Origin of the sequence: Prevotella sp. C561, from assembly GCF_000224595.1 — a bacterium.
Lineage (GTDB): Bacteria > Bacteroidota > Bacteroidia > Bacteroidales > Bacteroidaceae > Prevotella > Prevotella jejuni.
Genome location: NZ_JH114154.1, coordinates 1 through 15,789 on the forward strand (window position 1 = coordinate 1; position 15,789 = coordinate 15,789).

Here is a 15,789-nt window from a genome sequence, read left to right on the forward strand (position 1 = left end):
TGGCAGAGAACACAGTGTTCCTTCTTCTTACAGCACTTATCCGTAACTTTTACAAGGCCATTATTCAAAGACTTGACGTAAAGAAGTTCGGACTCAATGTAACAAGTCGCATAAAAGCGTTTGTCTTCAGGTTTATCTCTGTACCAGCCAAGTGGATCAAGACATCAAGGCGGTATGTGCTGAATATCTATACCTGTAATTATGCTTACGCAGATGTTTTCCAGACTGATTTTGGATAGTGCCTACAACTTATGGGAATGATATTGTGTATTGCCTCAAGTCACATTGTGGGGTAAGGGGATATTGTAGGCAGAAGTGGGTGCTTCAAGTTCAAATTATCTGCAAATTCAGTAATGAGAGGACGTGTAAACGCAATAAGAACCTTCAAGGGCTTAGTTGCGGATTTGAGGTAAAAACAGAAGTCTTTTATCACACACTATTATAAGAATAATGTTATTATCAAGTTGCTGTCATTTTAACATTTGGCAGCAACTATCTGTATAACAAAGTATTGCATCTTCAAAAAGCATGACAGTAATGACAGCAAAATTAGTTTTACTGAATTATTCACTTTAGACTAGAGCAAACATAAAGACGGCTTCTTAGTTTAGTTTATAGAACAGCCACATTAATTTCCTCTTCACAGCTGGATTGGACTTTGCGTTCTGATCTGTAACAACTCGCTCATTAATACTCATACCTAAAGTATCATCTTTTCCCACATTGACGGGTAATACAGATAAAGGAATTGATCTTATACAAGCTATAATACTATCATTATCAACTTTTGAGAAATGCTTATATCGTGTATCTGGTACTTCTATGCCCACGCTATCACTAAAAAAGAGTTGACGCAACAAGCGTGACTTTGTATCATAGATAGAACGAGTATCAAAACCATTCTTTAGGTAATACCCATCAGCAAAGACTATATACTTATCGTTCTCACAGAAGAGTTGCTGTGCTAACTGGCTTATCTCCTTCTTGTGGGTCATGGCCTTGGCTTCATCAATATAATAGAACTTGTTGTCAGACAGTAGTCCTAAACCTTCATTTAAGTCTTTGTCTGCCGTAAGCACAGCCACTCCGAGGTCATCATAGAACTTCCATCGCTTATTTTGGTCGCCTGGAAGGTTATAGGCAATGTCCTCTCCCATATAATGATTAATAATCATTCCTTTCTTATAGAACACAAACTGCGGATTATAACTTAAGAAAAAGATGGGATCATGGACCTTTATAAGTATCTCATGACGACTATCACGATACTCACAACCCAGAGCTATATTAGAGAGGATAAAGTTCATGGAGGGTATTAGGAAGATAAAGAAAACAATAACAGATATTGACCATAGAAGAAACCTACCAACTTTTGAGTCATTAGCGCAAAAGGAGATAAGTTTAGCAAGGTAATAAACCCATACCCAACAAGTGAGAACAGCCCCAACAATCTCCACCTGTTGTATAAAATAGCAGAAGGTGTCTTTTCCTAAACAAATAACATCTATCAAGAAAAGTAGTACACAAATCACCTGCACTATCAGGCATACCTTTATTATATTCTTCTTCATAATCTTAGTAATGATTAAAAAAATAACTTGGTACATTTTCGGAGCCGAGGCATCGGTCTTGAGCAGTGTATTCAATTGATGAAAAACTCCAGAAATGGAACTATATGGTTTCATGGAGAGAGAGAAAAAAATACCAAGTTATTTTTTTATCATTACTTAATACGTTTCTTCTGGCCAGTGTTTAACGATATCCCCATCCTTGAAAACAGCCCATGCACGTAGCTTCCCATGACTATTATACCAATAAGCCGTATCAATAGCATCGTCATTCCTGTACTTTACTTTAAAACGAAGAACACCATGCGGACGGCGCTTTATTGAATCTTGATAATAGCAATCATAACGCCTTGTACTATCATCAAGTATTGTTACTTTATCTTGTATCTGTCCATTTGGATAATAAACATTGGCAGGAACCCATGAGTTACCACCGTCATAGATAACAGTCTGATAGGCAATAGGATGCCCATGAGTAGCATAACGAATAACGACCTTATCTTGCTTTAATCCATTCTTTACCCTACAAGTATATAAGTCGGGGAATATCTCTTCCTCATCGTCTTCATTTTCTCTTGGGAAAAAGGCTTCTGGAAATTCGTTGAAATAGTTTTTCAAGTAGACAACAGGCGTATTACTGAGTGTACCAGTAAATAGTTTTCCAGAGCCGACTCTGTATATCTTTACTCCATCTGTATATAGTTGATACTTCTCAGAAGAGTTTAATCTTACAGCATTCTCGTCATAATTGCGAATATCATCAAGTGTTCCATCAGGCTTATAGAACTTCCATTCACCTTCTCGATGCGCTAAGTTATCAAAAGTTGTGTACCCCTCCGACTTTAAAGTACCATCCTCATAATAGTACTTAGCATAGATTAAGCGGTTATCTGACTTGATAGAAGGGAATTGCTCTTCCTTCCAAATGGTGCCATCTCGCCTATAGGACTTCACCCAACCAACCCATGTATCATAACTATGTTCCTTTTTCCCAACTTGTTTCACCTTACCATCTTCATAATACTCAGTGTACTCACTTGGAAGAGTTTTAATGTAATCAGGTATAAGAAATATCCCATATCCCAATAATAAAAGTAATAAAGCAATGAAGGAAGGAAGTAGAGTACGTAGGAAAATACGTGAGAAGATTATACTAATTATAAAGTATACCACGGAAACCATGAAGCCTTCAATATATATACCTAAAGCTATATATCCCCGTCCAGCCGCATCAGTGCTGTCTCCAGAAGCTGCCTCCATTGCAAACAAGAACATAAAAATAAGTGGGTAAATCAAAGCCATTACAACTGAAGCTATAGCTATCCGAAGCTTTTTATTCTTTATCATGTAAGTTTCTACTCATTATAAATCATTTCTCCACAAGGGAGTCAAAGATTATAGGTTGTTAATATAGGTATTAAAAAGATAGTCGTCTTTCTGAAAGACTATAGGTTGACCACAAAGATAAGAGTTTCTAATGATACTTGCACAGGAAAAGAAGACGAAATAACAATTATTCATACAAACCACTTATAGCTGACTACTCAATATCACGACGCAAAGTAACTGAAGAGCATTGAAACAATAAAAGCCAAGAAAGACGTTATTCATATAATCACGGTGCCGAATGGCTTGCACTGCTGAGCAGATATAAATAACAAGAATAGGTATTGTAATAAACCAGCTGCCAACAACAAACATGATAATCCAAAAGAAACACTCGCCTGCATCATCCTCACCAAAAGTGGCTATTACCATTAAGAACAATAAAATAGTAACCAAAGCGAAAGACAACACACGGAGGAATATCCAGAATAAAGACCGCCAATCCTTATTATAAAAAGCAACAACACTGACCTCTGCCCCACTCTTCTTGCTCTTATTCCAATGGCCAACAAACAGTGAAACACCAAAAGCAAGAACACAAAGTAGTATAATGATGATAAAAGCGAACATACTTAATTTATTATTACAGTCATCAACTGCCTCCTAAACAGTAAGAATTATATCTTGCAAAGATAAACTTTTGTACTCTAATATACAAGGGATACAACTAAAAACAACAGCCTTCTTTGGCAGACAAAACATGGTTACATTTCTATAAAATAAAGCTTCCTCTAATTATATTCATGAAAAAAAATATTTTTCTTCATGACAATAAATATTTCTTTTCACGTAAATAATTCTACCAGCATTATGTACTAAGGCCATCGAAACACATCTCTACCTAATGACATAGTATAAAACTTATGTCCCTTAAAGCAACTTCTATTACACAGACAACGAGTAAGCGTACAAAGAAAGAGAGCATATCAATCGCTTGACATGCTCTCTCTCCTTATTTAATTCTGTCTTATTCAGTTAAAGCCTACTTTATAGCTTCACCATTTGCCTCAACTGGCCAGTAGATATTCTGGTACAAGTTTGAGTTCTCTGCATTACGATCAGGTGAACAGAGCTGCATCTCCTGATAAGAGAATGGAGACAAGTAGTGTGCCTGATAGAAGGTGTAACCGTTGTAGAGGATATTGTTGGTCGTCTGAATCTGGTAAGGACGAACATACTTTGAAAGTGTCTTAGCAGACATTGTAGCCTTAGCATCGCCATCAGCAATAATCAGACTCACACCATTCTTATCAACGAAAGAAGGATTCTGATAGATCTGATCCCAGAAGTTAACACCCTCAATCTGATAGTTCTTCACCTGATCCAAAGCTGCCCAACGAATCAAGTCATCGTCACGAAGACCCTCACCAGCAAACTCGCTGCGACGCTCACGACGGATAGAATAGAGTGTTGCATCTACGGGATGACCAGCTGAGAATGCTGCCCAGTCGTATGATGGACGATTTACATCAGCCTCCTTAGTCATATCAGTTGCAGCAATAGTTGTTGAGATTGGAGCAGTGATACCAGCACGTGCACGCAAAGCAGTCCAATAACCTGTTGCTGTTGCATCCAATGAACCTGTACGGAGGTAAGAAGCCTCAATATAGTTGAGCATAGCTTCCTCAACACGGATGATAATCTGACCATCAACATCAGAGAAGGTCTGACCCAATTGCATTGCAGGATCATAGTTGTAGAACTTACGCTGACGATAGCCAGTTACGTCTCTACTTGCCTGGTCTGTTGCGAAAAGAGTTGCCGCATCGAATAAGAGTTTAGTAATGGTAGGTTTACCTTCTTTAACTCTTTGCTTATTAATTAAATCAATACTCTTCTGATCAATATCAAGGTCATTAGACTCACCGAACACGAAAAGCTGCAGACGCTCATCACGGTCAGTCTTAGCTAAGTCTACTGTAGTATCACCATGATAGCCTGAACCAGAAGCGTAGATAGGCAAACCATTCTTCATAAGGAATGACTCTACGAGTCCACGAGTCCAACCAGAAGACAAGCCACCACGCAGTTTGTTTGACGTGAGGTGAGCTACGTTGATATCAGTATTGAATTCTCTCCACAATAGAACTTCTGGATACTTCGTCAAGTTTGGACTTGCAAACATATCATAGTATGGATTCCAACCATTGAAGTTACCAACAGTACCAGGATTCATTACGTGATTATTCTGAGTTGACAATGGTACAGCATCACACACCTTCTTAGCTGCATCGATCGCTTGATCAAGGAAGAAATTAACTTCATCATCCTGATTAATAGTGAAGTTCTTATTCCACTCCTTGTTCTTACCTGGCCAGTTAGCATCACCTGGTACACGACCTGTTCCTCTGTGATACTTCTCGAAGGTTGCTTCATAGAGTGCCATTCTTGATTTCATAGCTAAAGCAGCATACTTATTGATACGTACCTTATTGGCAAAGTTCACCTGCAACTTATCAATAGCCTTATCCATATCAGAAAGAATCTGACGTGCAACAAGGTTACGAGGCTGACGCTTACTTGCTTCTACGAGGTCTTTATCAATGTTTAACTCATTAAGCATGATAGGGAAATCACCGTAAGTCTTCAGCTTATCAAAGTAGAGCATAGCTCTGATGAAGTAAGCTTCACCCATGTATTGATTGATAAGTTCTGGCGTGCCAGTTACTTCTTCTTTGGCAATCTTTGCTTCGTTCTCATTAATGAATTTATCTACATCTCTGATAGCATACACATCAAGACCTTTAGATGTTGGGACTTTCCACTGGTCCTGTAGGTACATTCCAGAGTTTCCATCTCTTGCTGCTTGGTTATCTGTACCATTATCAAATGTAGCAACACCCCCAAACCAGCCACTGTTATTAGGGAAGATATTTGTATAGTATTTGATAGTGAATGTACCAAGTTGATCCGCAGTTTTGAAATATTCGCTTGGTGAAACCTCGTCAAGAGGTTTTCTATCAAGGAAATCATCACATGAAGTAACAGTCATTCCAAGGCACAGCAATGGTAGACCACCTTTTAGTATATCTGAAATAATCTTTTTCATAATTCCGTATATTTAGAAGTTAAGATTCAAACCGAATGAAACAGTTCTCTGAAGAGGATAAATCTTTCCAGGTCCCCAGTCTCCTCCTGTTGCTTCAGGGTCGAAAATCTTATTCATCTTAGTGAATGTTGCGAGGTTCTCAGCAGAGAAGTAGAAACGTATTCTATTAGCTCCTATCTTGCTTGCAATAGACATTGGCAGCGTATAACCAATCTGAATATTCTTAATTCTCATGTATGCTGCATTCTGTAGATATCTGTCGCTGGTCTTGAAGTTCTTAGAACCTGCACCGAAGAGAGGTCTTGGATAGAAAGCATTTGGATTAGGTCCGAAGTTGGTATCGGTAGCTGGACGCCAGTAGTCAAGGTGATCCTTGAATGCTGCACTCTGCCATAAACCGGTATTAGCACCTACGCTATAAGGAGAAGCATCCCAGAAGTCACGCTTACCAACACCCTGCATGAAGATGAGGAAGTCAAATCCTTTCCAGTTAGCATCCAAAGTGATACCGAAACGATAACGTGGTAAAGAGTTACCGATCTTGGTCAAGTCACCCATATCATCGTATGTGCTCTTACCAGAGTTCACCTTCTTATCACCATTAAGGTCTTTGTACATTACATCACCTGCAGCCCAGTCAGAACCCCATGAAGGCTTATTATTAGCCAACCATTCGTTCATCTGCTGATCAGTCTGTGCTATACCTTCTACTTTATAGCCATAGATATCTCCCATACGCTTACCTGCACACCACTGAGAAAGCAGTCTGTTTGGATTATAGAAGTTCGTAATAGTCTGGTAATCATCAGAGAGAACGAGCTTGATACCATAGTTTACTTGTCCAACTCTGTCTCTCCATCTTACTTCTAAGTCCCAACCATTTGATCTCATATCACTATTATTCTCTTTTGGCTGTGTTGCTCCGAGAATAGATGGCTTAACTGGTGCAGGACCAACCATGTTCTTTGTTGTACGAACGAAGTAATCGAACGTTCCTTGAAGTTTGTTATTGAACAATCCGAAGTCAAGACCGATGTTCCATGACTGTACTCTCTCCCATGTAAGGAAAGGTGATACAAGACCAGGAACGCCTGATGTATTAACACGTTCACCATTAACAAGCCATGCTGAAGAGTTTGAGCTAATAGGCTGTCTGAGGAACCAAGGATAGAGCTGGTCTGTATTAGTATTACCAAGTGAACCGTATGTTAATCTCAACTTAAGAGTATTAACTGTCTTATTAAGAGGCTTGAAGAACTGCTCGTTAGCAATATTCCAACCGAGTGCAAAAGATGGGAATGTACCCCATGTCTTATCCCCAATAAAACGTGAAGAGCCGTCTCTACGGATAGAGAACTCAGCCAAATAACGTGAGTCATAAGCATAGTTGATACGACCAAACATACCCATTGTTGACCAGTGTGTGTTAGAGAAACCACGTCCAACAACTTTATTAGTTGCATTATTGAGGGTTGGCACTAATGGTGTTACAAGGTCAGCTTGAGAAGCACTGAGGTTAGTATAAATATTAGACTCCATGTCCAAACCAGCAAGGAACTTAAATTCATGCTTGTCATTGAGTGTCATGTTATACTCAGTGAAGAAACGTCCATTATAGTAATTATTCTTAGACATAGCCTCACCAACGTTAGACTTTCCTGCTGCATAGTCTCCGCTCCATGCTGCAGCTATTGGATGCTGATCTGGATCATAGTAGTAAATAGGCAACACGTCCCAATGGTTGTGGTAGTTAGTGGTATTGTAGTTACCTTCTAATCTAATCTTCCATCCCTTGATTGGTCGGAACTCAAGAGCAAGCTGCTGGAAGAGCTTATCTTCCTGGGTTGCATCAATACCACCATTCTCCATCTGTAAGATCTCATTTCCATGTACATAGTGGCCGTTTGGGTCGTAAACAGGGTTGGTAGGCCAGCGACGTGCGATGTTATGGAAGAAGAGTCCGGTCATATAAGATGGTCTGCTATAGTCTTCGCGAATCCACTTTGTGTTATAGGTAACTGTTGCCCAATCAGTAAGGTTTGCTGTAACCTTAGAAGAGAAGTTATATCTCTTCAGCTTATCCTTACCATGACGGATCAATCCACGCTGACTTAAGATAGCTCCACTGATATAGTAGTTCACCTTATTACCGCCTCCACTTACAGAGATATTATGCTCTGTTGAAGGAACAGCAGACTTATACATCTCCTTAAACCAGTTAGTATTATCCCAAGAACCATTATACATACTCCATGGCTCATTAGCAGCAGTACCCTGCCAAGTCGTAGTTACCTCTTCACCTGGCGCTGGTGTACCATTGATATGGTTCTTAATCTTATTAAGCATATCCTGACTAAATGGCGCATTACCGCCACTGTTTGCTGCAGCATCATTCCAATAGCGTGCGAAATCGTATGAGTTAGGCATCTCAGGAATCTGAGTTGCTGTAGAGAAACGTACGTTACCATTATAAGAAACGTTCGTACGACCTTCCTTACCACTCTTGGTTGTAACGAGGATAACACCAAACGCAGCACGTGAACCATAGATAGCACTTGAAGAAGCATCCTTCAATACAGAGATACTCTCGATGTCATTTGGAGAAATAGAGTAAAGATCGCCTTCTGAACCATCGATAAGTACGAGTGGAGCAGCATTAGAACCTTCACCAATAGTTCCTATACCACGAATGTTAAGTCCCATACGGCTCTTCAATGAACCACCCCCATTACCTACGCTGAAATTCAATCCTGGAACCTCACCCTGCAATGCCTGTGCTACACTTGTTACTGGTCGAGAGTCAAGAGTCTTTGAAGATACAACAGAGACAGCACCAGTAAGGTTAACCTTCTTCTGTGTACCATAACCGACAACGACAACGTTATCAAGCATCTCACTGCTTTCCTGAAGTGTTACCTTTAGGTCTTTACCACTCCAAGTCACCTGCTGAGTCTTATAACCAACATAAGAGATGGTAAGTGAAGAGCCTGAAGCGATACCGTCTATCTCGAAATTACCATCAAGATCAGTTACACTTCCCTTCTTGTGTCCATTACTTACGGCAAAAACAGAGGCACCAACAACTGGCTCTCCATTACTGTCAACAACTGTTCCCTTACATACAGCTTGCTGTTGAACAACAGCTGCATTAGCTTTATACGTAATGTTGGCATGCAGTAAACTTGAACTGAACAAAGCCATCATCATTAAGCTTGTAGTCCTTTTCTTCCTTAGGTACATAGGCTTTTAAGTATATTTAGATTAAAACTTATTTTAGGTTTTATAGTCGCAAAGTTAAATCAAATTAAACGTCCGGTCTACAATAACACCTATAAAAATTGTTAAAAGAGTGCTTTGGTTGGTTTGTTGTATCAGAAACAACCGTGTTTTTTCATCTCTTTTGCACTTTTCTGCATTAAGAAACAGCTGATAACGGTATTTTCGCAAGCCTAAATGAAAACCGAACTCCGCATGGCGTGGAGAACTGACAGAACCGATATGCCATCGAGACCACTAATGTGATACTTTATTAAACACAATTATCACCTTTCCTGAAACGCCCAAATCAACTATTATAAGAATGCATATCACCTAATTATAAAAGACCATATCACCTATTACGAAAATCCAAACCTCCTATTATTAAAGGTTTTTCCATTAAATGTGTGGACGCTTTTCGTAGTGCTTTAACGTAAGAGCCAAAGTTATTCATTAAACAAAAATATAGCTGAGACAGTCAACTTTCTATCCTATTTTCATCCTCTTTCATTGAAAATCTTTTCGTTTTAAGACTTCGAAAATCTGCAGATAAGAGGATTGAAAAATCATTACATAATTTCAAAGAAAACACCTATAACTAACGGTAAAAATACATACATGAAGCAGGTTTACAATCAACAGAGTATCAATTAGTTACCAAGTATAAAGTAAAAGGTGCTTAGTTGGACTTCAAAAGGGCGTTAGCAAGGGTCTTAAAGAGCATCTTTTGCAACCCAAAAGGGCGTCTTTTAGAAGCCAAAAGAGCATGTATTGGGTCTGAGCTGTACAAAAATAGTTTACAAACATGATTTAATAAGGGAATAAGCAGGTTATAGACGACAGATAGACATCACACCTAATTACATTTATCATATAGTTTATCCCCCCCTTATAAAACAATCTTATTGGAGGTAATTATACCAGTGTTGGGTGATGGTTGTTGGGTGTTGGGCCTTTATAAAACAATCTTATTGGATGAAATCATGCCATGTATGTGGATTAATCTCACTCTATTAACAATCTACACATTTAACGGAAGAACCTTATTAAATAGGTGAAAGTAGTTTCAAAAAAGCATGGGACTATCTCAACAAGTATGTTTTGAATAAAGCAATCAGTTTGCTTTCCGTCAGTTCATCCTCTGTTACATTTATATAATAATGGCCGTAGCTATATGAAAATCGCTTGTTTTTATCAACCTTCCCACGGCTTACATTAATATATACACTCCTTGTGAAATCTAATATATTTGAATTTAAGAACAGCCATCTGGCAACTCTTTGCGTCAACTGTCCATACTTATTACTAAGCTCATCGGGCGTCAACACTGGTCGAAGAAAACACACATGAAATCCACTATAGTGTGTAGACAATTGCGTACAAGGGAAACTATACGCATAACTCTCAGACGTAGAGACATTCCAACTCTCCGCCAACTCAAATGTCTTAAAGTGTCGTGTCAAAGAATCAATTTGAGGGATTAGCTGTCGAATAAGCTCTGGCTTGTTATTCTTCACCGCTTCACACGATGTTTCCAACACGTCTATCAGTCCTCCCCGACCATGTTCTTCTTCCTCACGGAAAGTATATTCTGCCCCATCTTGCAGGTCAAAGAAGAAACATGTCTTTTGTCGTATCCCAAGCTTCCTACGTACAAAGGGTGTAGAAGACAGTACAGCATAACGCAGCAATGACGCTATTTTCATTTGGCAAAGACTGTCTGTCAATTCTTTCTTATTGCCTTTTAAGTCCTTATAGGCAAGTATATACGTTTGTTCAGAGAGCCGAGAACCATCGATAACTTGCAAAGCGTACTTCTCCGACTCGCCTTCTGCAACAATGTATTGTTCTGCTGCAAGAGGATTGTATAACTCATTGAGAATAGGTGTATAGAGTTCATAATCCAACTTACTACAAGGCGAAAGGCGACTTTGTGCCTGTATCTCTCTCCCAACAAGGAGCAATAGTAATAAAAGAAGAACACTCTTGACAAACGTGATATTACTTTCTTTCATTTAAATAATGTAATTACCTGCGATTAACTTACAACACTTCAGCTCCCTCAATAGTACTCCATTCCACATATTCTCACATCCATATCTCCAATAGGATTGTGCATTAAATAACAACAAAGCTACCCTATTCTTCCAGTCTTCTTATCACTCTACAAGGATTACCAGCTGCCACAACACCGCTTGGGATATCATGTGTAACGACAGAGCCAGCCCCTATCGTGGTATTATCGCCTATCGTCACACCCGGTACAACGACAACATTGCCTCCTATCCACACATTATTCCCTACATGAATAGGCAGAGCATACTCAATCTTCTTATTCCGAAGCTCTACATCAAGTGGATGACCAGCAGTATAGAAAGAGCAATTAGGGGCAATAAACACGTTATCTCCGAATGTCACCTTAGCCTCATCGAGAATGACACAATTAGTATTAGCAAAGAAATTCTCGCCCACTTCGATGTTATAACCATAGTCACAGAAAAACGGAGCAACGATAAACATACCATCGCCAGCCTTTCCAAACAACTTTCTCAGACGTTCCATACGTTCCTCCCTACGTGAGGGTGGAATCTGATTGATTTCATAGCACTCGTTTTCGCAGTAATATAAGTCTTTCAAAACTTCTGGGTCATTTGCCTGATAAAGCATCCCTTTCTGCTGTTTCTCCCTCTCTGTCATAAATTCAAGTATATTGATAATGTTCACAAAGATACAAATCATTTTTTAAGAAACAGGAGATTTCATTCACAAAAAAGAGATTTTTAAGGTTGAAAAGAGTGAGATAACTGAACTTTTTCGTATATTTGCGATTATAATCTTATTCATCTTTTAATAGAGAGAAAACATGAACATAATAACATACGAATTTGTATTAAGACTGTTCGTAGCTGCCATGTTGGGTGGTGTGATTGGTCTGGAGCGTGAGTATCGTGCAAAGGAAGCTGGTTTCCGAACACACTTCCTTGTGGCATTAGGTAGTGGTCTGTTTATGATTCTGTCACAGTTTGGCTTCGACAATGTCCTCTCCAATTACGAGCAAGTATCACTCGACCCCAGTCGTATTGCTTCGCAGGTGGTGACGGGTATAGGTTTCATCGGTGCAGGAACGATTATCTTTCAGAAACATGTGGTACGTGGACTGACCACTGCGGCTGGCCTATGGGTCACATCTGCTATCGGTATGACGGCTGGTGCAGGTATGTATGTGTTATCTATAGCCACAACTGTCCTCGTACTGCTCTGCTTGGAGGCTCTTTATTTTATACTTCAGCATTTTGGAACACGTAATATTACAGTCACATTCAGTACGCCAAAGGAAGAAAGTATCCAACTTGTCTTGCAGCGTTTGCGTGCCAAAGAAGTTATCATCGACTCCTACGAGATGAAACGTAAAGACACTTCTTCTGGCTACTACTACGTTGTAACGATGGAAATGAAGTTCAAACGGAAACGTTATAAGAATCATCTCCTTAATTTCATGGCTGAGTTTGAAAGCGTAACAGTAGAGACTATGGAGTAAACAAAAGGTTTTATCGTTAGAGGGCACACCTTTCATTTGTCTGTAAGAAGTTTCATACAGATAGTTGAAAAGTGTGCCCTTATTGTTTACCTACCTCTATGAAGAAACCTAACCTTAGTTCCATATCCTTCTAAGTACAACTTTTATACTACTTACCCATACCTTATAAACAGCAGAAAAGTTCTTGTGTTGGAGTCATCTTATCAGCCAGTCATCAGCAATTCGACCACTGCTTGCGAATTATTTACATGAAAATAAATATTTCCGTTCGTGAACATAAATCTTTTCGTTCATGAAAATAAATCTTTTCGTTCGTGAATAGAAATCTTTTCGTTCGTGAATAGAAATCTGATAGATGCTGTTTTACCTTAGAGAAGGGTGTTGTTAGGAGTCATATTTACGCTAAATTATCAGTGTTAATAGGCTTCCTACTATTGCATAACTTACTTAGAAAGACACGCTAAGACCAGCCTCTACAGTGGTGTAAGTCTTTCTGATTGGAACAATCGGTGCTGTATCGTAGATGACACGGTAGGCACCATTAATACCAATGTTTGGTGTAATGTTATACTTTAAGTCAACTGCACCACCAAATCGAGCTTCCTTAGTGTAACTATCTGGTTTCGCTTGATGAATAGCAGTGGTCGTCAATTCCCAATGATCATTAATATGATGCTTAAAGCTTACCGAGAGGTGGCTCTTTATACTACGACTGTAAGCATATAGTGGGTTGGCATTAGGAGTAGAGTCTTTCCACTTCTCAAATTCATAGAACAATCCTGCTGCAACAAAAAGTTGCACTTTCTCCTTGTTGATGAGTTGATAACGTGATAGTAAACCAGATGAAATCTTAAACTCCATACCACGGCTACCAGCCCATTGTGACTCCGCATAAGGATAAACCTCTACCGAAGGGCTTAACAGATAGCGATATTCAAGGTGTACAAATCCTCCACTTACCGTTACTTTCTTACCGTATGTAGAGAACTCTAATTTGTTGATTAGATTGATGACACGCTTATGTTTTATCAAAACATTAAGGTTGGCCGTGTTCTTAAGAGTAAGTATATTCTCCTGTTCAGTCTTGAAATCCAATACAGGTAATAATGTTCCTTGTATAGTCTTTGTACTATCAATGTTCATTGTTAGGTTCTCTGAAAAGAGCATTTGGGAGTATATTGGTAGATGAGCTAATAATATCAATAGTGATAGGAGTATCTTCTTTATCATTATATAATGTTTTTTTAGAGAGTAAAATAATGGATTTCCAACGTTGGAATTAGCTTGTGAGGTTACAGCAGGTAGTTTTCTGTGCTATTGACAGATATAAGAGAGGACGCACATGATGTGCGTCCTTTATTCTCGATAATATTTTTTACGATATTAATTGTTAACAAACTTGATGCGTTTGTTACAGTCATCAATCTTTGCCTGAAGCTTAGCAATCTTCTTCTCCATCTTAGTTAAGGTCTTTTGACTCTTAGCCAACTTCTTATTGATAGCCTTAGCTTCTTTCAGTCTTTTGATAGTACTCTTCGCATCCTTAACCGTGTTTGATGCGTTAGTAGTGTTGAATTCTGTTGTAGCTATATTTGCTTCAACATTGATATCTGCTGCTTTCTTGCTGAGTTCGATATTGTTTGCCTTCTCTTTCTCGTAATCTAACTGCAGTTTGTTTAACTTTGTAGTTATCTTGAGCACCTTCTGCCGCTCCTTCAATGTATCGATTCTTTCGCCACTCTGAGCAAAACCTGCTACGGCTGTAAGAACCATTACCCCAATCAAAAATAATCTTTTCATACTTATAAACTATTTAATTTAATGCTGCAAATGTATATAAAATATTATTCTTGTGCAAATGATAATATGTAAAATTACCTTTTTAATCGTAATCTTCTTTATTTTTAAGAAGAAATATAGACATCTAAGTCTTTTTGGAATGCGTCCCGTTATTGAAGGGAGTCGCTTTCCACTCTCTTATGCTTACTTGGTTTTGAAGCATGAGTATCGCCACCCACTTTGTCTAAGAGCCCATCGAGTGCACTCCCCAATAATCCTTGTATGGCGGACGTAGCCGGTGCAATGATATTATCTTGCAGTATTTTCTGTGCTTTCTTCTTGATTTGTTCCTTCATGTCGATTTCCTTCTTCTTGTAATAGTCCTCTGCTGCTTCACGGAGGTCGTCCTCGTCAACAGTGAAGATATGGCCAAAAACACCCACAGAAACAACGTGGGCCTTACCCTCATAACGTACTTTTCCTAAGGAGCAAACGACGTAATTATCAACAGTCACAAGTTCGTTGACGGCAGCTTGTATCACTTTGCCAGCGAAAGCATTGCTAACAGTTTTGAAGGCATTGTCGAGGTAAGCATTACCAGTTATATTGTCACTCTCGTTGACAGCGTCGTTGACGGTGGCAGTTATAACCGTTGAGAGAACTTCCTTGTGCTGTTCGGCCTTTGGACAGGTAATTATCATCGTTGCAATCAAGACAACGAATGAAAGCAGCAAAACCAAGAGACAACCAGTGTGGTGCTTCTTCTTTGGTGCAGGTTGCGATTGTTGATTTTCCTCTTGCGGTGTAGCTTGAAGGATGGGTCTTGCTTCTACAAAAGGTATCTCTTCCTTATTAGCAGCCTCGTTGGTAGACTCTTTATTTTCGAAGCGCGTACGCAGCTCTTCAATCTGGTTTGCTTGCACCCATTCAGTACCATCTGTAGGCATTACCAATGTCGTAGACTCTAAGTTTCGCTCTACTAATTCGTTGAGGCTATAAGGCCCTCGCTTCTCGTCACCTACTTTAATGTAGTATTCCATTCTTATCTTTATTAAATGTCAAAGGTGGATTTCTCCTTTGTTTAGGAGTCTATCCACAACTCTATCTGTTTGTTCGGTGCGAAGTTATATATTATTTCTGAACTGACAAAGGAGTTATTTCTTTTTTTGAATTAATAGTTAGCTCTGGTGCTGTTTATGGCTAACTTGTAG

The 15,789-nt window shown here is 39.1% G+C and carries 11 protein-coding genes and 1 pseudogene; 2 read left to right on the forward strand and 10 right to left on the reverse strand.

Going from position 1 to position 15,789, the window contains the following annotated elements; translation table 11 throughout:
• Positions 1-239: pseudogene (locus HMPREF0666_RS13410) on the forward strand (IS1380 family transposase); the annotation flags it as partial.
• 363 nt (positions 240-602) lie between these two features.
• On the opposite strand, the gene HMPREF0666_RS13415 reads toward HMPREF0666_RS13410, so the two are convergent.
• The 7 genes from HMPREF0666_RS13415 to HMPREF0666_RS13445 form a co-directional block, all read right to left on the reverse strand.
• A complete protein-coding gene (locus HMPREF0666_RS13415; RefSeq protein WP_042856421.1) occupies positions 603-1,571 on the reverse strand; it encodes a hypothetical protein in 969 nt (322 codons plus the stop codon).
• Between the two features lie 156 nt (positions 1,572-1,727).
• Positions 1,728-2,915: a toxin-antitoxin system YwqK family antitoxin gene (locus HMPREF0666_RS13420; RefSeq protein WP_009012910.1), complete on the reverse strand. Its 1,188-nt coding sequence runs from the start codon at positions 2,913-2,915 to the stop codon at positions 1,728-1,730.
• Between the two features lie 183 nt (positions 2,916-3,098).
• Positions 3,099-3,524 carry a hypothetical protein gene (locus tag HMPREF0666_RS13425; RefSeq protein WP_009012911.1) on the reverse strand — a complete coding sequence of 142 codons (426 nt, stop codon included), beginning with the start codon at positions 3,522-3,524 and terminating at the stop codon, positions 3,099-3,101.
• A 412-nt stretch (positions 3,525-3,936) separates the two neighbouring features.
• Positions 3,937-6,003, reverse strand: coding sequence for a RagB/SusD family nutrient uptake outer membrane protein (locus tag HMPREF0666_RS13430; protein ID WP_009012912.1), 2,067 nt, complete (start codon positions 6,001-6,003; stop codon positions 3,937-3,939).
• A gap of 12 nt (positions 6,004-6,015) precedes the next feature.
• Positions 6,016-9,243: a TonB-dependent receptor gene (locus HMPREF0666_RS13435; RefSeq protein ID WP_009012913.1), complete on the reverse strand. Its 3,228-nt coding sequence runs from the start codon at positions 9,241-9,243 to the stop codon at positions 6,016-6,018.
• A 1,100-nt stretch (positions 9,244-10,343) separates the two neighbouring features.
• Positions 10,344-11,276, reverse strand: a complete 933-nt coding sequence (locus HMPREF0666_RS13440; RefSeq protein WP_009012914.1) for a hypothetical protein — start codon at positions 11,274-11,276, stop codon at positions 10,344-10,346.
• Between the two features lie 124 nt (positions 11,277-11,400).
• Positions 11,401-11,958: a sugar O-acetyltransferase gene (locus HMPREF0666_RS13445; RefSeq protein WP_042856426.1), complete on the reverse strand. Its 558-nt coding sequence runs from the start codon at positions 11,956-11,958 to the stop codon at positions 11,401-11,403.
• A gap of 166 nt (positions 11,959-12,124) precedes the next feature.
• Between HMPREF0666_RS13445 and HMPREF0666_RS13450 the strand changes: the two genes are divergently transcribed.
• Positions 12,125-12,799 carry an MgtC/SapB family protein gene (locus HMPREF0666_RS13450; RefSeq protein ID WP_009012916.1) on the forward strand — a complete coding sequence of 225 codons (675 nt, stop codon included), beginning with the start codon at positions 12,125-12,127 and terminating at the stop codon, positions 12,797-12,799.
• A 447-nt stretch (positions 12,800-13,246) separates the two neighbouring features.
• Here the strand turns inward: HMPREF0666_RS13450 and HMPREF0666_RS13455 are convergent, their stop codons facing one another.
• The 3 genes from HMPREF0666_RS13455 to HMPREF0666_RS13465 form a co-directional block, all read right to left on the reverse strand.
• A complete protein-coding gene (locus HMPREF0666_RS13455; protein ID WP_009012917.1) occupies positions 13,247-14,029 on the reverse strand; it encodes a DUF481 domain-containing protein in 783 nt (260 codons plus the stop codon).
• A gap of 153 nt (positions 14,030-14,182) precedes the next feature.
• Positions 14,183-14,599: a hypothetical protein gene (locus tag HMPREF0666_RS13460; RefSeq protein ID WP_009012918.1), complete on the reverse strand. Its 417-nt coding sequence runs from the start codon at positions 14,597-14,599 to the stop codon at positions 14,183-14,185.
• A 149-nt stretch (positions 14,600-14,748) separates the two neighbouring features.
• Positions 14,749-15,618: a GYF domain-containing protein gene (locus HMPREF0666_RS13465; RefSeq protein ID WP_009012919.1), complete on the reverse strand. Its 870-nt coding sequence runs from the start codon at positions 15,616-15,618 to the stop codon at positions 14,749-14,751.
• Positions 15,619-15,789 lie beyond the last annotated feature (171 nt).